The organism is Dyella sp. OK004 (assembly GCF_900114495.1).
Classification (GTDB): Bacteria; Pseudomonadota; Gammaproteobacteria; order Xanthomonadales; family Rhodanobacteraceae; genus Dyella_D.
In genome coordinates this window covers 866,297-884,488 of sequence record NZ_FOZI01000001.1, presented here as the reverse complement: position 1 = coordinate 884,488, position 18,192 = coordinate 866,297, and the positions used below count along the sequence as shown (strand labels likewise).

Here is an 18,192-nt window from a genome sequence, read left to right as displayed (position 1 = left end):
GGTGAGGGGTGGGTGCTTGGGATGACGCTTCTACCTGGTCATTCCGGTGTGCAACGGAATGACACGCGGCGCGCAATTTCATGCGCCCTCGGCGTTCGCTGTGCGCAGCCGCGTGGAATAATCACCTTATCCCTCCGCTGTCGGGCGAGTACGTGGAAAGCCATTCTTTTCTCAATGCCGCGCTGGTGTTTTTGCTGGCGACGGTGATTGCCGTGCCGCTGACCAAGCGCTTCCGTTTGGGCGCGGTGCTGGGCTTTTTGTTGGCGGGTATGGCGATCGGGCCGCAGGTGCTTGGGTTAGTCAGTGACACCGAGGGTGTGGCGACGATCTCTGAGTTTGGTGTGGTGCTGATGCTGTTTGTGATCGGCCTGGAGTTGTCGCCGCAGCGTTTGTGGGTGATGCGGCGTTCGGTGTTTGGTGCCGGTGTATTGCAGGTGCTGTCTTGCGGTCTGGCGATTGGCCTGGCCTGTTTTTATCTGTTCGGCCTCACGGCCAATGCCTCGGCTATTGTCGGCGGCAGCCTGGCGCTGTCGTCCACCGCGTTTGGTTTGCAGATTCTGGCGGAGCGCAAAGAGGCTGGTTCGGCTTATGGGCGGCAGACCTTCGCCATTCTGCTGTTTCAGGATCTCGCCGCTATTCCGCTGATCGCGATGGTGCCGCTGTTGGCGAGCTCCGCCTCGCCGCACGGTTTGGACTCGCGAGCGATCCTGCAGACGATCGGTGCGATCGTGGCGGTGGTGGTAGGTGGCCGTTATCTGCTGCGTCCGGTGTTCCGCTTCGTGGCGCGTGCGAATGCGCAAGAGGTCTCCACCGCGACAGCCTTGCTGGTGGTGTTGGGCACGGCGTGGTTGATGGAAGAAGTTGGCGTGTCGTCGACGCTGGGCGCGTTCCTGGCCGGCGTGCTGCTGGCGGATTCGGAGTATCGGCACGAGCTGGAATCGCATATCGAGCCGTTCAAAGGCCTGCTGCTTGGTCTGTTCTTTATCAGCGTCGGCATGTCGATGGATGTGGCGACGCTGCTGCACAAACCCTTGCTGGTGCTGGGCCTGACCCTGGGCGTGCTGGCGGTGAAGGGGCTGCTGCTGTGGCCGCTGGGGCGCATCGTCGGCGCGCTCAATAACGCCGATACCCTGCGCATGGTGGTGTTGCTGGCCTGCGGCGGCGAATTCGCTTTCGTGGTGTTAAAGCAGGCGGCGGAACAGCGTTTGATCGGCGAGTCGCTACAGAACCTGATCGTGCTGGCGATCACCTTGTCGATGGCAGTGACGCCATTGCTGGTGGTGATGATCGCCAAGCTGATCGACGTGAAGGCGAAGAAGCCGGAGCGCGAGTACGACACCATCGAAACCGACGCGCCGCGTGTGATCATCGCCGGCTTTGGCCGCATGGGGCAGATCGTCGGCCGCGTGCTGCGCGCGCAACGCATTCCGTTTGTGGCGCTGGAGTCGTCGGTGGAGCAGATGGATACGCTGCGCCGCTTCAACAATACGTCACTATTTTTCGGCGATCCGGCGCGACCTGACCTGCTGCGTGCGGCGCAGGCCGATCAGGCCGAGGTGTTTGTGCTGGCGACGGATGATCCGGAAGCCAATCTGCGTATCGCGCGCCTGGTGCGCCGCCAGTATCCGCACCTGAAGATCATCGCGCGGGCACGCAATCGCCAGCACGTGTTCCGTCTGATGGACCTGGGGGTGGAGGAGCCGGTGCGCGAGACCTTCCACTCCAGCCTCAAGATGACGCGCAAGACCCTGGAGGCGCTGGGCCTGTCCAGCGAGCTGGCGGCCGACCGCGTGGAGCGCTTCCGTCAGCACGATGTGAAGCTGCTGAAGGCGCAGTACTTGGTTTACGACGACGAGACCCGTCTGGTGCAGACCTCCAAGGAAGCACTCAACGACTTGCTGCATCTGTTCGATGCCGACGAGGAACCCACTGCCAAGCAGGAACTGGAGCAGCCGCCGGCGGAGCTACTGCGGGATCAAAGCTGAGCGTGAATCCGCGCTGATGGCGCGGCAAATTGCGTTATTTCCGTAACTCATTTCGACACATAACGGGTAAACATAGCGGGGTCGCGAAGCCGTGCTGCCGGGGGGTAGGCCGCTTCCGGGTCGGGCCGGTCCCGATGCTTGCATGTGTCCCGTGTGCCTATGCCTGCAACCCAATCTCCGGTAGTCATCCGGTTCGGTCGCCTCGGCGACACGGTGATGTTGCAGCCGCTGTTGCACAAGCTGCGCCAGCGCTACGGCGCGCCCTGCCGCCTGGTGGCGATAGGCGATTGGTCTCGGGTGTTGTACGAACCCAATGACGACGTGGGTGAAGTGCTGCATTTTCCGAGTCAGCACGGATCGCTCTGGTTACATCCGCAGCGTCTGCGCGTCGCCCTGGCATTGCGCCAAGTGAGTGACGCGCCGTTCTATATCTGCGAGCCCGATGTGCGCACTCGCACCAAGGTGCGTCCCATGCTGGCCCTGGCGCGCGTGCCGCCAGAGCAATGCGTGTTCATCGAGGACATTCCAATGCAGGAGGGCGAGCATTGGGTGGACTGGCTGCTGCGTTTCGCCGATCGGACACCTGCGGCTTTCGAGGGCACCGCGATGTGCCAGGCTGTTTTATCGGCTGCGCCACAGCTCCTTCCCACGGCAAGTGAGCGTGCCGACGTACGCGTCTGGCTGCGCGCGCAGGGTATCGACGGCCGCCCGCTGGTGCTGCTGCAACCCGCGAACAAACGCACCATGCGCTGGAACGGCGTGCGTGCCGCTAACGACGACGACAAATCATGGCCGGTCGAACGCTGGGCGGGGCTGGCGCGCGCCATCCTGCAATGGCACCCGGAGGCGCGCGTGTTGCTATGTGGTTCGGCGGCGGAAGCGGGTTATCTGGAGACGATCCGCTACGCGACGAATCACCCGCATGTGATCGCACCCGCCGGCGGCCTGCCGCTGGGCCATTTGCGAGGCCTGCTGGAAATCGCGCACAGCATGGTTTCGGTGGATACCGGGCCGGCACATCTTGCCGCGGCCGTTGGCTGCCCCTTGGTGGTGCTATTCGGCAATCGCTGGCCTTGCACGTGGGCGCCACGCAGTGGACGCGGCAGTGCCGTCACGGTTATCGGCGGCCTGCCGAAGACTGGCCGGATCGATCAGATCGACATGGAAACCGTCGTACAGGCCTGGTGGCACCTACCTGTGGGAGCGCACCCAGTGCGCGATGCGGCCCCCCGTGAGGGCCGTGCTCTTGCCTCGTAATTGCATCCAACACAGCGGCCCTGGCGGGCCGCATCGCGCACAGGGTGCGCTCTTACCTTAATCGGCTGGTTGGGCCGGCTGACGCAGGGTCTGCCGCACGCTGGGCATCGCACCGCTGCGCGCAGCGAGTTCGTGCGCGATATCGACAAAACCAAGCTGGCGCGCCACGTCCGCGGCAGAGCGGCCGAACGCATCGACTGCCGCGCGGTCGGCGCCGCGCGCAAGCAGCACGCGGGCCGGCGGCAACAAGGCGTGCATGGCACACGCGTGTAGCGCGGTGACGCCGCGCTGATCGGCGTGCTCAAGACGCGCGCCGGCATCCAGCAGCACCGGCACCAGGGCGCCGATGTGGGTGGCATCGCAGTCGCTGCCCGGGCGCATATGCGCACCGAGCAGCAACAGCAGTGGTGTCTTGCCTTCGGCATCGGCGCGGTTCACGTCGGCGTCGCGCTTGAGCAGCGTGTCGAACAGGCGGCGCGCGCGTAGGCTGTCGTTGTGTTCAAAACCGAACTGCGCCGCGGCATGCAGTGCGCTATGGCCGCGCGCGTCGACGGCGTTGACGTCGGCACCGGCATCCAGCAATTGCTCGGCGATCTCGGGGTAGCCCATCGCCGCGGCCACCATCAGTGCGGTGGCGTCGCCGGGCAGGCGCTGGTCGGCGGCTACGTCATGCGCCATGAGCAGGCTGACCAGGGTGTCACGACGGGCGGCGACGGCAGCGGCCAGCGGCGTCATGCCATTGGCGGCAGCGAGCGTGGTATCAGCGCCGGCATCGAGCAGGCGTGCGGCGATGTCGCGATGGCCGGTGCCGCAGGCGTGCAGTAGTGCGCTGGCGCCCTGGCGATCCTGTGTGTTCACCGCGTAGCCGAGATCGAGCAGGCGTTCTACCGCGGCCAGAGCGCCAACGGCAGCCGCGGCCGGTAGATCGTCCGCGCGTAGCGGTCGGCGCGGGCGTGTCCAGTCGCCCCAGTCCAGCCAGCGCTCGATTTCGTCGTGTTCAAAGGCCAGGCCCAGCGGCGTTTCGCCGTTGGCGTCGGTGGCTTCTGCGTCGGCGCCATGCGCCACCAGTGCGCGCACCAGCGGCAGGGCCTTTTCACCATGCTCCAGCGCGGCGAACAGTGGCGTGCGGCCTTGCGTGTCGCGCGTGTTTGGATTGCAGCCGCGCGTGAGCAGCGCCTGTAACACCGGCAACTGTCCCTGCGCGGCGGCGAGATGCACCGGTGTGCGCTCGCGCGTATCGGTGCCGAAGGGATCGGCGCCGCGTTCGAGCAGATTCAGAGCCAGCGCGATAGTGGCCGCGCTGTTGTTGTCGAGGCGTTGCAGTGCCTGGGCCAGCAGTCCCGTACCCGCCGGCGTGGCGCCGGCATCGAGCAAGTCCTCGATGGCTTCGCTGGATGCGGGCAATTGCAGCAGCAGGGCATCGAACAGGCGGCGGCCGAGTGGCGGCAGCGCGGCGTGCGGCACGCCTTCGGCGACTTCGGCATCGTCGACCAGTTGCGGTTGCAGGCGTGCCTCCGGCGACAGTGCGTGGTCGAGCAGCCAGCGGCGGGCGCTGCCGAGACCGGGGCCGGCCAAATCCAGATAAAGCTGGGCCAGCTGCGATTGCGGCCATTCGCGCACGCGCTGGGTAAAGGTGGACACCACCGCCCAATGGCCAAAGCGCAGCGCGTCGAGCAGATGTGCCGGCGTGTCGGCGCCTTCGGGCATGGCTTCGTCGAAGCGCAAGTTGGTGGGCAGCGGCGTTTCCGGATCGAGCAGCGTCACCAGATCCCAGCGACCCGCGGCGGCAGCGTGGTCGAGCGCACTGCGGCCGTCGCTGCCGACCGCCTTGGGCTCGGCGCCCAACGACAGCAGCGCGCGCACGGTTTCCGCATGCGCGTGCGGCGACTGGCAGGCCAGGGTCAGCGCGTCGCGTCCGTGGCTGTCACGCACGCGCGCATCGGGCTGCGCTTCGGCCAGCAACTGCACGATGCCGACGGCGCCGGCACGTGCGGCTTCCATCAGCGCGGTGCTGCCGCGATGGTCGGCCAGTACGACGTCGGCACCGGCGCCGCGCAATACGCGGGCGATCTGTTCGTGGCCTTCGGCGGCGGCTTCCATCAGGGCGCTGCGATGGCGCGCATCGACCGCATTCACCGCGGCGCGATGCTTGAGCAACAGGCGCACGCCTTCCACGTCGTCATCGGCGATGCCGGCGGCGGCGACCAGAGCCGGCTCGCCATCCGGCGGTGTCGGCTTGGCGCCGTGTTCGAGCAGGAATTTCACCAGCGGCCAGTTGGCCGCGCGGCAGGCGGCAGCGAGTGGGCTGACGCGGCTGCGATTGAGCGCGTTCACCGGCGCGCCGGCGTCCAGCAGCATTGCCGCGACCATGGGCTCGCCGGTGAGCACGGCGCCGTGCAGCGCGGTGTTGCCGTCGGCATCGGTGACCAGCGGGCTGGCGCCGTTGGCGAGCAAGGTCATGACGGCTTCGGCGCGGCCGTGCCAGCTATCCCGCGTCACTGCGAGCAGCGGCGTGAAGCCGCCACTGGTGCGGTTGACGTCGGCGCCCTTGGCGATGAGCGCGCGCAGCAGCCGGGTGTCGGGCAGCAGCGCGGCGAGCATCAGCACCGGGCGCTGGTCGCGGTCGCTCGTGGGTGGGGCGGTGTTCGGATCGGCGCCGGCTTCGACCAGCGCAAGTGCGCGTTCGATGTCGCCGTCGCGCGTAGCGGCAAGCAGGGCCTGCGCCTGTTCGGGCGTACCGGCGGTGCGTTCCTGCTCATTCAATACGGGCGGAGCGGGCTTCGGTTTCGGCGCTGGCGTAGGGCGGGCCTCTTCGACGCCCGCGGCCGGCTGGCGCAGCGGACGCCGGCCTTCGCACAGCAGCGCGCGCAACGTGCGGTTGGCGATGACCAGGCAACCCAGCGGCAACAGCACGACGCCGTAGATGGCCAGCGCGGTGATGCGCAGCTCCGGCGGCAGCACGCCATACAGGCCGGACAGTACGATGGCGGTGAAGGCCAACACCAGCAGCGCGAACGCGGCCGGCAGGTAATGGGTGAAGAAACGCTCTTCGCGCGACAGATGGCGGCCAAAGGCCACGCTGCGCGCGGTCGCGGTGAAGATCCACGAACCGTCGCTCTGCGGCGGGTAGGCATCGTCCCAGACATAGACCAGTCCGAACGCGGGCCAGACGCGCCATAGCGCGGTCAGCGCGATCACCAGTGCCGCGGCCAGCATCAGGGTCGCGCCGAGGCTGTGTTCCTGGTTCAACTTCAGCATCGGCCAGGCGATCAGCACGAACACCAGCACGACATAGCCGGTGAACATCACCAGATGCGCCGCGCCCCGCCGTAGCACCGTGCGCCCGTACTGCGGCTCCGGATCGAAGCCGATCGCGTGGCACACCGCCGCCATGGTCAGCGCATTCGCCAGCAGCAGCGGTATCAGCGAAAGCGGATGCGCGCTGAGGGCAGCTACCGCCACGGCCAGCAGACCGGGGACGAACCAGAGCAGGGCCTGCAGGAAAGGCGGCGGGCGACGCGTTTTGGAATAGGACATAGGCGGGGAGTATAGGAATCGTCAAAACGGCAGAAGGTAACCCGGCGTTAACGGCGGCCGGATACGGACGAATTCATTCGTCGTCGCTGTCGTGCGGTGTGTGATGCGTGTAGGCCGGATGGTTGGCGGCGGCCAGCGTTTCCGACGGCGGTAGCTGCAAATGCCAGCCTTGCGCAACGAGGTGTTCGACTACGGTGCGGGTGTCTTCCATCGGCAGGCGGCGCCCGGGGTGCAGCTCCACCTCCAGCACAAAGCGCAGGTCGCCCAGCATTAGCACCAGGGATTCGGGCAGCACGCCGAAATCGTCGCGGCGCGCCAACCATAGATAGGTATCGACCTTGCGCAGGCTAGCGTAGACAAAACAATGCATGGGACACCCGGCGACTAAAACTAGGAAAGGCGCACGTGTATCGGCGCAAACGGCAGACCGACATAGTCCTCAGATAAGTCACTGCGGTCAACGCGTGGCGTCGTTATCTCCCGGCATTGGATGGCAAACGGTGGGTAATGGCATGTATCGCCTCGCAGATTGCTGCGACCGCACTTGCAAGCCCTCTATCGAGCCGGCACAGTGCCGGCCGGGGATGTCAAACGCGCGTATGAATTTTCTTGCCGGTCAGCCCCTTACTGTGACCCGATTCGGACCAACGATAAGCAGGAGCTATCCGATGCAGAAGTCTTTCCGTTCCTTTTCGCGTGCGGCGCGTCCGCTCGCGTTCGCCGCGCTGAGCCTGGCCGTCGTCGGTGCCCTGACCGCACCGAAGAGCGCCGAAGCCAGCGCGTTCCAGCTGCATGAGAACAGTGTGAAGGGTATGGGCCGTGCCTATGCCGGTTCGGCGACAGCCGGTGACGATGCTTCCGTCGTGGTGAACAATCCCGCGGCGATGAGCGACCTGAAGGGCACCTACTTCCAGGCAGACATCACCGCGATCAATTTCGGTGCCAAATTCAGTGGCTCCGCGCACGACGCGCTGGGTCGCCCGATCAGCGGCGGCAACGGCGGCGACGCCGGTACCACGCTTCCGGTTCCCTCGCTGTACTTCGCCACCCAGGTCGGTGACCGCTGGCACGTCGGCGGTGGTTTCTCGGTGCCGTTCGGTTTCCAGACCGAGTACGACAAGAACTGGGTCGGCCGCTACAACGCCGTCAAGACCAAGCTCGAATCCCTGGATGCCACGCTATCGGCGTCGTATGACGTCACCGATACGTTCGCTTTGGGCGCCAGCGTGGTCGCGCAGCGCACCAGCGCGACGCTCACCAGCGCCATCAACTTCAATAGCGTGGGCCTTGGCGTGGTCCAGCAAGCCGCTGCGGCCGGCAAGATCACCCCGGCGCAGGCGCAGGGGCTGGCTCAGCAGGTCAGTGTCATCGTGCCCCCGGGTTCGGACGGCTACGCCACCATCAAGGGCGATGACTGGGCCTATGGTTGGCAGTTGGGTGGTTACTGGAAGCTCAGCCCGAATGATCGGCTGGCGCTGAACTACCACTCCAAGATCTCGCACACGATCCAGGGCACCGCCAACTTCACCGTCCCGACCAACGTGCAGGCCCTGCTGGCCAGCCCGCAGGTCGGCGCGCTGCTCGGCGGCGCCGTGCCGTTCCAGCACACCGGCGGTACGGCCGCGCTGACCACGCCGGCTTCGGCGACGGCCAGCTATTGGCATCAGGAAGAGAAGTTCGGCCTCGGCATGGACGTGGCATGGACCAAGTGGGATGTGCTGAAGCAGCTCACCGTGAAGTACGACAACCCGGCTCAGCCGCCGACGGTCGAGCCGTTCAACTGGCGCAACACCTGGTACATCTCGGTGGGTGGCGATTACTACGTCAACGAAAAGCTCACCCTGCGCGCCGGTGTTGCGGTGGATACCACCCCGACCCGCGCCAGCAACCGCGATCCGCGCGTGCCTGACTCGACCCGTCAGCTGGTTTCGCTGGGCGTTGGCTACAAGGCCAGTGAGCATTTCGAGATCAATGCCGGCTATACGCATATCTTCGTCAATAGCGCGCACGTCAATGGTTCGGTCAGCTCGACCGGCGATGTGTTGACGGGTAGCTATGACGATTACGGTAACTTGCTGGGTGTTTCGGCGCAGTACAAGTTCTGATCGCGATTTAGCGGTTGGAGTTTTGGATGGATGAAGCCTCCCCGCGAAAGCGGGGAGGTTTTTTTGTGCTGTGTGAAATGTTGTGGATTTCGTGGTGGTGCTTTGCCTTCGCCCACCGGGAGAGGGTCGTGAGGGTTCGGTCTTGAGCCATTCCCCCTACCTCGTCATTCCGGCGAAGGCCGGAGGAGCTTTTCAACAGCGAAGCTGGTCATCCAGTGGCGTTATCGCTCGGTCTTAGCGTCTGCGTGCCCTGGCTCGCCTGCCGCGGGCTTCCGAACCGCTGCCGCGGCTCGGGTCACTTTCTCTTTGCTGGCCCAAAGAGAAAGTAACCAAAGAGAAATGGCCTGAGAGCAGGCAGTGTGCTTTGTAGCTGCGCCGTTTCCAGTGTCAGGCGTCGGGATGGCTTTCTTCTAGAACTGATCGTCGAACCCTCACCGCTACGCAAGGCGTCGGTCACGGCTCGCTTCGCGTTTCAGTGCTTTTGCTCCCTCCCCTGCTTGCGACGCGAAGCTAGTCCCGTGAGACAGGGGAGGGTTGGGGAGGGGTGATGGGTGCTCGAGACGGCGTTTTGCTCAACCGCGTTTGAGCATGATGCTCAGCATGTGCTTGAAGCGCTCGCCATATGGCGGGTTGAGTAGACCGGCGCCGTTAAGGCGCGCCTGGTGGAAGACGGGTTTCATATGCGAGAAGGTGCGGAAGCCGGCTTCGCCGTGGTAGCCGCCCATGCCTGAGGGGCCGACGCCGCCGAAGGGGAGTTCGTGCTGGGCGATGTGATACAGCGTGTCGTTGATGCTGACGCCGCCGGCGAGGGTGCGGGTGAGGACGTTGTCGATGATGCGGCGATCCTGTTCGAACAGATATAGCGCCAGGGGATGGGGGTGCGCGGCGACGTAGGCGATGGCCTGGTCGATGGTGTCGTAGGGCACCAGCGGCAGTAACGGGCCGAAGATTTCTTCCTGCATCACGGTCATGTCGTCGTCGACATTAGTGAGCATGACGGGCATCAGGCGGCGGCGCGCGGGTTGGTCGTTGCCTTCGCCGAGCGGTTCGGCGCGGGCACCGTCGCGCAGGGCGTGGTCGCGCAGCGTGGCGAGTCGTTCGTATTGGCGGTCGGAGACGATGCTGGCGTATTGCGTGTTGTCATGTAGCGCTGGATAGAGACGCGCGACGGTGTTGCGCGCGGTGGCGACGAACGCTTGCAGGTGTTCGCGCGGCAGTAGCACGTAGTCGGGGGCGATGCAGGTCTGGCCAGCATTGAACAGTTTGCCGAGCAGGATGCGTTCCACCGCATGGTCGAGCCGCGCGCCGGGACCGATGATCGCCGGTGATTTGCCGCCGAGTTCGAGGGTGACGGGCGTGAGGTTCGCGGACGCTGCGCGCATCACGTGGCGGCCGACGGCGGTGGAGCCGGTGAACAGCAGGTGATCGAAGGGCAACGCGGAAAAAGCCTGCGCGACGCTGGCGTCGCCGTTCACCACGTGCACTTCGTCGGGCTGGAAATAACGCTCGACCAGCTTGGCGAACAAGGCCGAGAAGTTCGGCGTGAACTCACTCATCTTCACCATCACGCGATTGCCGGCGGCAAGCGCGTCGACCATCGGGCCGATGGCGAGATAGAGCGGGTAATTCCACGGCACGATCACACCCACCACACCCAGTGGCTGTGGGCGTACTTCATTGCGCGCGGGCATGAACAGCAGGCCGGGCAAGCTGCGCTTCGGTTTCATCCAGCGACGGCCGTGGCGTAGCGCATGGCGAATCGCGGACAAACTGGGAAACACTTCCAGCAGATCGGTTTCTTCCGCCGGCCGGCCGCCGAAGTCGTCATTGATCGCTTTGGCGATATCGCTGCGATGCTCGGTGATCAAGGCTTGCAGAGCACGCAGTCGCGCAGCCCGCGCGGACCACGCGGGCATGGGGTCGCGCGCATGGGCATCGCGCATGCGTTGCAGCGCGCTGGTGAGCATCGGAGTGGTCTGGTCGATATCGTTCATCGTGTTTTAGAACTTGGCCCGGAGTTCCACGCCCCACATGCGCGGTGGCGTGATGCTGGCGTAGGGGGTGCCGAATACGGTAGAGCTGATGTTATCCACGCCCCTCACGTAGCGGTTGTTGAACAGGTTGCTGGCAAACAGCGCGACGCCCCAGCGATCGCCGGCCGAACGCCAGTCGATCCGCGCGTCGGTGCGCTGCTGGCTTTCGCCGATCTTGAAATTGGGGCTGATCTGGCAGGTGCCTTGCAGCAGTGAATCGTTATTGCAGCGGGTAGGGCCGCGGTAGGCATAGTTGAGGTCGAATTCCAGCGAGCCGTTCGCCACGTTGCGTATGGTGTAGGCGAGGCCGGCGGTGTACGAGAAACGCGGTTCGCCGGTGGGCTGGCCAGTCAGGTCAGCGCCGGAATCCGCCACCGCTTTACGATACGTGGCGTCGATGTAAGCACCGGTGAAATTGAGGCGGAGATCGGTGATGGGCTGCCACTGTGCTTCCAGTTCCAGGCCCTTGGCCTCCTGGTTGGTGCTGTTGACCAGGTAGCGCGGTACGCCGGAGCCGGCGCTGTTCGGATCGAGCGTGAGCGACTGCTTGTTGTCGTAGCGGTAGTAGTACACCGAGCCGTTGAGCAGCAGGTTGTATTCGGGAAGCGTGGTCTTGAGGCCCGCTTCGTAGTTGATGACCTTTTCCGGCGCGAAGCGCGAACCCACCTGCACGCTGTTGTAGCCGCCGGCCTTGTAACCCTTGGTCACCGAGGCGTAGCCCATGATGTCCGGCGTGAACTTGTAGTCCACCACCACACGCGGGCTGAAATTGTTCCAGGTGTTCTTGAATCGCACCGGCACACCGACGGCGTCGGTGAAGATGATGTTGTTGCCGAACGCGGCCAAAGCCATCTGCGCTTCCGGCGGCAGTGCGGCGAGGATGCCGGCCTGGTCCAGAGCCTGCACGGTGCCGTCGAACTGCGGCGCGCTGCGCGGCATGTTGTACCAGCTGAAGGTCTTCTGGTCGCGCGTGTAGCGGATGCCGGTGGTGACATTGAAGCGGTCGTTGATATGCCAGATCACGTCGCCGAAGGCCGCGTAGGCTTTGAACTTGCCGACGTTGCTGATCGCTTCGTGCCACGGGTCGCCGAGCAGCGTATAGGGCAGGCCCATGCCGGCCAGCGCATTGCTGATATCGGTAAGCGGCGTGCCCACGCCCATCACGTTGTTGGCGAGCGTGTCGAGGCTGTCGGTGAAGATGTTGGTCTGGCTGGTCTGGCGCGCCTGCTCCTGGTAGTAGCTGACGCCACCGACCCAGTCGGCGATGCCGGTGGTGCCCGACAGTTTGAACTCCTGGTACCAGCTGTTGTTGTGCTCGATGTTGGTGGTATCGAGATAGCTGACGATGTGGTTGGTGCCGTCGTAATCGCCGCGGTTGAACGTGTCGAAGCCACGCCATGCCGTGGTGGAAACCAGGCTGCCCCAACTGAAGGAGTGATCCAGCGACAAGGTCACACCGTCGAAGGTGCGTGACTCGCGACCGCCCACTGCGTCGTTGTATAGCGGTGCGTGCAGCGGGTTGAGATAGGTGGTCGGATCAGGCGGGAAGGGCGGCCGCTGGTTGGTGTCGTTGGAGAGCGGAATCAGGCCGATCGCCGGTTTCGGCGGCTGATTGAGCTTCTCGTGATCCCACGACAGCAGCATGCGGGTATCCGGCGTGATGTTCCAGCGGAACACGGCGCGAGTGCCCCAGTCATTGTCTTCGCCATAGCGCTTGCCGGTGGTGGCGTCTTTGATCCAGCCGTCGCTCTGGTTGTCGTAGGCGCTGACGCGCAGGGCCATGTCCTGGTTGATCGGCAGGTTGATCAGCGCGTCGCCGTAGACCTTGCCGTAGTTGCCGACGCGCAGGCGCGCCTTGCCTTCGAAGCGGTCGGTGGGTTCGTTGGTGATGATGGAGATGGCGCCGGCTGCCGCGTTACGGCCAAACAAGGTGCCCTGCGGACCCTTCAGCACTTCCACGCGTTGCAGGTCGTTGAAGGCGAGCAGTGCGCCGCCGGAGCGCGCGGCGTACACACCGTTGATGTACACACCCACGGCCGGTTCCGTACCGACGCCGAAGTCGCTGGTGGAGATGCCGCGCAACTGATAGTTCGGCTGCGTCGGCTGATCCGCGCTGACCACCAGGCCGGGCACGAACAGATCCATCTTGCTGAGGTCGGTGGCCGCCAGCATGTCCACCTGTTTCGCAGTGATGATCTGCAAGGGGATCGGCACCGACTGCATTTCCTGGTTACGGCTTTGCGCGGTGACAGTGATGTTGCCGAGCAGCTTGGCCTTGGCCGGGTCGGCGGTATCGTTCGGGTTGGCCGGTGGCGTGCTCTGCGTCTGGTCGTCAGCGAACGCGGGTTGCATGCAGAGCAGCAGGGCGGTGCCGCCCAGCAACTGACGAAGGCTGATGGACAGCGGACGTGGACGGATGCTCATCACCGGTTTCTCCCCTCGATGGTGAAGCCGTGGCAAGACGGCCTCGATGCGTTTTTCGTTAGTGGTGCTGCAGGCCTCGCCCGTGGTTGGGCGAGGCATCACTTCAGTGAATCGCGACGCAGCTCCCCGGCTGCGCAGCGATCCATGCCTTGATCAGTTCAACGCCTTCGCGATGCACCGTGCTGCGTCCGATCTCCGGCATCATTTCGCCGGGGTCGGCCGAGTTCATGCGGTACGACAGGATCGAGTCGTCGGGCTTGCCGGGCACGATGTCGAACATGTGGTCACCGGTACCGCGGCCCGCGGCCACCGGCGGTTTGCAGATACCCAGGTGGCGGTCTTCCGGCGCGCTGGCGTCCAGCGTCAGCGCGGTGGTATTGGCCGCGCCTTTCGGGTTGTGGCAATGCCCGCAGTTGATGTCGAGGTAGGCACGCGCGCGGGCGTCGAGCGATGCGTGCTCATCCGACCAGTTCGCGTTGCTGGGTGCCTGCGCGGGCGCCGGGGCGCCAGTCAGGTAGCCCACCTTCATCAGGTGCTCGAGCTGGTTCTCGTCGCCACTGGCGTAGTGATAGTTGCGATTGAGATGGCGCGCCTTGGGGCCGATCGGGTGGATCTTGCGCGTGACCCAGTCTTGCGCGTGGCAGCTGGAGCACTGGCTTTCGTCAGGCACGACGTAGTTGAAGTCCTCACGCGAACTGTCCGTGGCGACCAGGGTCAGCGGCAGCACGGCGCCGGTGCGTGCGAGGTCGGCTTCGGTCTGTGCGTCGTTCCACACATAGGGAATCGCGGCCCAGCCATCGGCGCGACGCACCAGGATGCGTGTTTCGACCAGATGGACCTGGACGAGATCCAACCCTTCACCGGCGAAGTCGTGCGAGCTGTCGTAGGTGCGGGCAACATCGCCGGCTTTGCCGTCGGCAGTCTTCGGGTAATAGAACGTCTTGCTGATCACCGTGCCGACCGGGAAATCAAACGTGTCGTTCGAGTCGTACTTCGCCGCGACGCCCTTGGGCATCCAGATCGTGCGCAGTTTGTGGGCGTAGTCGGTGAACAGTGGCGTGTTGAGGTCGTAGGGCACCACGCCCTGGTTGAGTTGCAGCTTGCCGTCGCGCACTTCCACCACATGCCAGTCGCTGAGTTTCGGTGGCCGTCCATCAGCGTGGAAGGCCACCGGATCCATGCCGCTATGGCAGGCGCTCAGGCAAAGCACGGCGAGCAACGCGGTGACGCGTATCAAGAACTTCTTCGACATCGATACGCGCCTCAGGCTTTCGGTGCTGGTTCAAGTACGACCGGCGGCAGCTTGGGCAGGGTGCACTCGTAGGCCTTGGTGTCGGTGCTGGGATTCTTGTAGTCGTTGGGGCCGTCGGCGTTGATCACACCGTTGGCGCCCTGGATGCAGATGCGGTCCTCGGCCGGCAGCTGGCCGTTCACCATCGACTTGGCGTCGGTGTAGCCATCCCACAGCACGTCCGGGAATTTGCCGCTCATGCCGTACACGGCGGTCTTGAGCATCTTCAGCTTCATACCGTCCGGCGATTCGCCGCCGCCCTTGAAGCGGTTGTCGTAGACATAGATGCCCTTGGGGTACGGGTTGTAATCCGCCGCAACGCCCTTGGTGTTGTAGTAGTTGGTGGAGAAGTAGCTGGAGATGATTACGTTTGCCGTCTGGTGGTTGGCGACGTCGTTGTCGAAGATCTCCACCTTGTCGTTGGAGTTCACCACCACGCCCGAGCCGGCCGGCACGCTGGCTACCGCCGCACCCTTGGCGGCGAAGTTGCCCAGGTTGTTCTCGATCACCTGGTTCTTGAACACGCGCGTCGCTTTGCCCGCTTGCGACAGGTTGGGCATGTTGAACACCAGGATGCCGCCGGTGTTGTGGGTGGCGACGTTCTCGTAGACATCAGCGTTGATCGAGTTCTCGATCTCGATGCCGGCCACGTTCTGCTCGGCGCGGTTGTGGCGCACGATGATGTTGCGCGACTGGCCGACGTAGATGCCTGCATCGGAGGCGCCGATCACCACCGAGTCTTCGATCAGCACGTTCTCGGTCTTCACCGGGTACAGGCCGTAGGCGCCGTTGGTGGTCTGCGGGCCGCCGGTCCATTCCACGCGCACGCCGCGGATGGTGATGTTCTTGCCCTGGTTGATCTTGAGCGCGTCGCCCTTGGTGTCTTCCAGCGCGAGGTTCTCGATGGTGAAGTCGTTGGCATTCACCAGCAGGCCTTCCGGCCCCACCACCTGGCCCTTGAACGACAGTACGGTTTTGTCCTTGCCGGCGCCGCGGATGGTGACGCCGTCGGTACGCAGGCTCAGCCCACGCTTGAGCGAGTAATGGCCGGCGGGAATCTCGATGACGCTACCGGGCTTGGCGTCCAGCAGCTGCTGCTGGAGCTTGGCCTGGAAAGCGTTGTCGGCTTCGCTCTGTGGTGCGCCTCGATCGTGGCTGCCGCAACCGGCAAGAGCCGCGCCCAGCGCGGCGGTGAGTAGCAATTTGCGCATGTCCGGTGAACCTCCCCAGGAACCGAAAACATAAGGTGCCGCGCGGATGCGGCCCAGCTGTCACTGTTGCGCATCGCGCCCGGGGGAGGGAGGGCAAAACGGCCAACCACAGGGGGGCAAATCGGCCAGATTCGTCCCGATGGGGGCTTTATGCGGCAGCCCTTCGCGCCGCCTGTGGCGGCATGCCGGTCCAGCGCTTGAAGGCACGGCGGAACTCGCGCGGGTCGCTGAAACCCAGTTCGCTGCCGATATCGGCCACGCTCAGTGCACCGGCTTGAAGCAGTTCAAGCGCGCGCTCGGCGCGCACGCGATCGTGGATCTCGCGGAAGATGCGCCCGCTCTCGGCGAGTTTGCGGCGCAGTGAGCGCTCGCTGAGGTTGAGTGTGCGTGCCACGTCCTGCAGCTTGGGCTGCTCGCGCAGCTGGCTGCGCAGCAGGCGTTCCACCGCGGCCACGATCTCCTGGTGCGGCTCGCCACCGTCCGGTGTCATCTGCTGCGCGCACAGCGCCAACGCCTGTCTGGCGGTAAGCGGGTTGTGGCCGGGCAGCGGGCGGGCCAGCCATTGGGTATCGATCACCAGGCGGTTCTGCGGCATGCCAAAACGCACGTCGCTTTCGAACAGCCGCTCGTATTCGGCGGCGTAGGACGGCCGCGGATAGCTGAATTCCACGCGCACCGGGTGCAGCGCGGGGCCGACCAGCTCGCGCGCGATCATCAGGCAACTGGCGAACAGCTCCTCGCAGAAAAACGGCAGCAGTTCGGTGTCGCCGAAGCGCGGCCATGCGACCAGCGCCACCTCGCGCTCGCTCAGCGCCTCAAAGTTCAGATCCAGCAGGCAGCCGCAGATCTTGTGATGCGCGACGCCGGCCATCATGGCGTCGCCCAGCGTGCGCGACGTCATCATGGCCAGCCCGAGCAGGCCGAAACCGCCGATGGTGCCCTCGCGGCCGATGCGCAGGCCGGCGTCCGGTACATCCAGTGCCTGCAGCGCGCGCCGCACGAAAAGGCAGGCCTGGCGATACGACACGCGCAGCGCCGGGTCCGCGATCTGCGCACGCGTCAGCGCGAGCCCGCCGTACCAGGTGCGGCTGTCGATGCCACGGGCGTCGGCCAATTGCACCAGATACAACAGCTTGTTCGGCGGAAACTCGGCCGCGGTATAGCGGGGGTCGTCCGCGAGCAACGGATGACTGTCGGTCGGCGTTGAGCCGACCAGGGCGGCGGGACGTGCCATCGTGCCTTGAGCTCCAACGCGATGCCGGCGGGCGCCGGCGAGGAAGCCGTTTCTATAGCACGCATACTGCGCTGCTGTTTGCGCGATGCACAACAGGCATCCTGCTGCTGGCGCGTTTTGCCTCTTGTGAGACAGTCGCTAGGGCTGCTGTCATAACCCTCACCATAGACGGAGCAGGCCATGCGCAAGAACACGTTCTTATCCACGCGCCATGGCGCGGCGGTACTTTTGGCATTCGCCCTCGTGGGCTGCGCCGCGCCGCAGGCCAGGGCGCCTGCGCTGGCCGCCACAAAGAGCGACGACAAGGGCTATCTCTCCGATGCCAGCGCGCTGCGTATGGCTGAGGTGTTGCCGACAGCGCCCAAGCCGGGGTCTGCGCGTTACGAAGCTGATCGCCGGGTGTTCCGTGAGACACGCAAGCTGGAAGGCACGCCACGCTGGGCGCTGGCGACCAGCGACGTGAATCTGGACGTGCCCGACATGCTGCACGACTTCAGCTGTGCGATGGGCGTGTCGATGGATGCAGCCCATCTGCCTCGATTGGCCGCGCTGCTCAAGAAAGTGGACGACGATGGCGTGCGCGTCACCGAGCCTGCCAAGAAGGCCAACCAGCGGCAGCGTCCGTTTCTGATCGACGAGGGTGCGGTATGTCAGTCGAAGGAAAAGCTGGCGCGCAGTTTCGATTACCCCTCTGGTCACGCCACCTGGGGCTGGACCGTGGGCCTGATCATGACCGAGCTGGCGCCTGATCGCGCCAACGACGTGCTGCTACGCGCGCGGTCTTTCGCCGACAGCCGCGTGGTGTGCGGCGCGCATAACCTCAGTGCGATTCAGGCGGGGCAGATCAATGCTTCGGCCATTGTGGCGAGGCTGCATGCGGAGCCGGCGTTTGCGGCGGATATGGTGGCGGCGCGCAAGGAGCTGGATGCCTTGCGTGCATCTGGTGCGCCGGTACAAGGTGCGCAGTGCACGGCGGAGCGGACTTTGATTGAGCAGGCGCCGTACTGAGATGGTGTTTTCATGCTGGGGAGGGGGTAAGCCCTTGAGCTAACCTGCCCGTAAAACGAAGACATAAAAAAAGCCCCGCGCGGATCCGCGCGGGGCTTTCTTCCATC

11 protein-coding genes are annotated in these 18,192 nt (G+C 64.9%); 4 read left to right on the top strand and 7 right to left on the bottom strand.

Going from position 1 to position 18,192, the window contains the following annotated elements; genetic code table 11:
* Positions 1-152: 152 nt before the first annotated feature.
* A complete protein-coding gene (locus tag BM338_RS03845; RefSeq protein ID WP_090449494.1) occupies positions 153-1,985 on the top strand; it encodes a monovalent cation:proton antiporter-2 (CPA2) family protein in 1,833 nt (610 codons plus the stop codon).
* A 159-nt stretch (positions 1,986-2,144) separates the two neighbouring features.
* Entirely contained in the window at positions 2,145-3,242 is a 1,098-nt protein-coding gene (locus BM338_RS03840) for a glycosyltransferase family 9 protein (RefSeq protein ID WP_090449493.1), read from the top strand.
* Between the two features lie 57 nt (positions 3,243-3,299).
* Here the strand turns inward: BM338_RS03840 and BM338_RS03835 are convergent, their stop codons facing one another.
* Both BM338_RS03835 and BM338_RS03830 read right to left on the bottom strand, forming a co-directional pair.
* Positions 3,300-6,779 carry an ankyrin repeat domain-containing protein gene (locus BM338_RS03835; RefSeq protein ID WP_090449492.1) on the bottom strand — a complete coding sequence of 1,160 codons (3,480 nt, stop codon included), beginning with the start codon at positions 6,777-6,779 and terminating at the stop codon, positions 3,300-3,302.
* 73 nt (positions 6,780-6,852) lie between these two features.
* The gene (locus tag BM338_RS03830) at positions 6,853-7,149 is read right to left on the bottom strand and encodes a YcgL domain-containing protein (RefSeq protein ID WP_090449491.1); all 297 of its coding nucleotides are present in this window, start codon (positions 7,147-7,149) and stop codon (positions 6,853-6,855) included.
* A 298-nt stretch (positions 7,150-7,447) separates the two neighbouring features.
* Between BM338_RS03830 and BM338_RS03825 the strand changes: the two genes are divergently transcribed.
* Positions 7,448-8,884 carry an OmpP1/FadL family transporter gene (locus BM338_RS03825; protein ID WP_090449490.1) on the top strand — a complete coding sequence of 479 codons (1,437 nt, stop codon included), beginning with the start codon at positions 7,448-7,450 and terminating at the stop codon, positions 8,882-8,884.
* 572 nt (positions 8,885-9,456) lie between these two features.
* Here the strand turns inward: BM338_RS03825 and BM338_RS03820 are convergent.
* The 5 genes from BM338_RS03820 to BM338_RS03800 all read right to left on the bottom strand — a co-directional run bounded on the left by BM338_RS03820 (position 9,457) and on the right by BM338_RS03800 (position 17,077).
* On the bottom strand, positions 9,457-10,878 hold the full coding sequence (locus BM338_RS03820; protein ID WP_218156289.1) for a coniferyl aldehyde dehydrogenase: 1,422 nt from the start codon (positions 10,876-10,878) through the stop codon (positions 9,457-9,459).
* A 6-nt stretch (positions 10,879-10,884) separates the two neighbouring features.
* A complete protein-coding gene (locus tag BM338_RS03815) occupies positions 10,885-13,341 on the bottom strand; it encodes a TonB-dependent receptor (protein ID WP_090449489.1) in 2,457 nt (818 codons plus the stop codon).
* A gap of 103 nt (positions 13,342-13,444) precedes the next feature.
* The gene (locus BM338_RS03810) at positions 13,445-14,593 is read right to left on the bottom strand and encodes an SO2930 family diheme c-type cytochrome (RefSeq protein ID WP_090449488.1); all 1,149 of its coding nucleotides are present in this window, start codon (positions 14,591-14,593) and stop codon (positions 13,445-13,447) included.
* 11 nt (positions 14,594-14,604) lie between these two features.
* The gene (locus tag BM338_RS03805; protein ID WP_090449487.1) at positions 14,605-15,843 is read right to left on the bottom strand and encodes a parallel beta-helix domain-containing protein; all 1,239 of its coding nucleotides are present in this window, start codon (positions 15,841-15,843) and stop codon (positions 14,605-14,607) included.
* Positions 15,844-15,991: 148 nt separating this feature from the next.
* Positions 15,992-17,077 carry an AraC family transcriptional regulator gene (locus BM338_RS03800; protein ID WP_090449486.1) on the bottom strand — a complete coding sequence of 362 codons (1,086 nt, stop codon included), beginning with the start codon at positions 17,075-17,077 and terminating at the stop codon, positions 15,992-15,994.
* Positions 17,078-17,257: 180 nt separating this feature from the next.
* On the opposite strand from BM338_RS03800, the gene BM338_RS03795 reads away from it, so the two are divergent.
* Positions 17,258-18,085 carry an acid phosphatase gene (locus BM338_RS03795; protein ID WP_090449485.1) on the top strand — a complete coding sequence of 276 codons (828 nt, stop codon included), beginning with the start codon at positions 17,258-17,260 and terminating at the stop codon, positions 18,083-18,085.
* Positions 18,086-18,192: the final 107 nt, after the last annotated feature.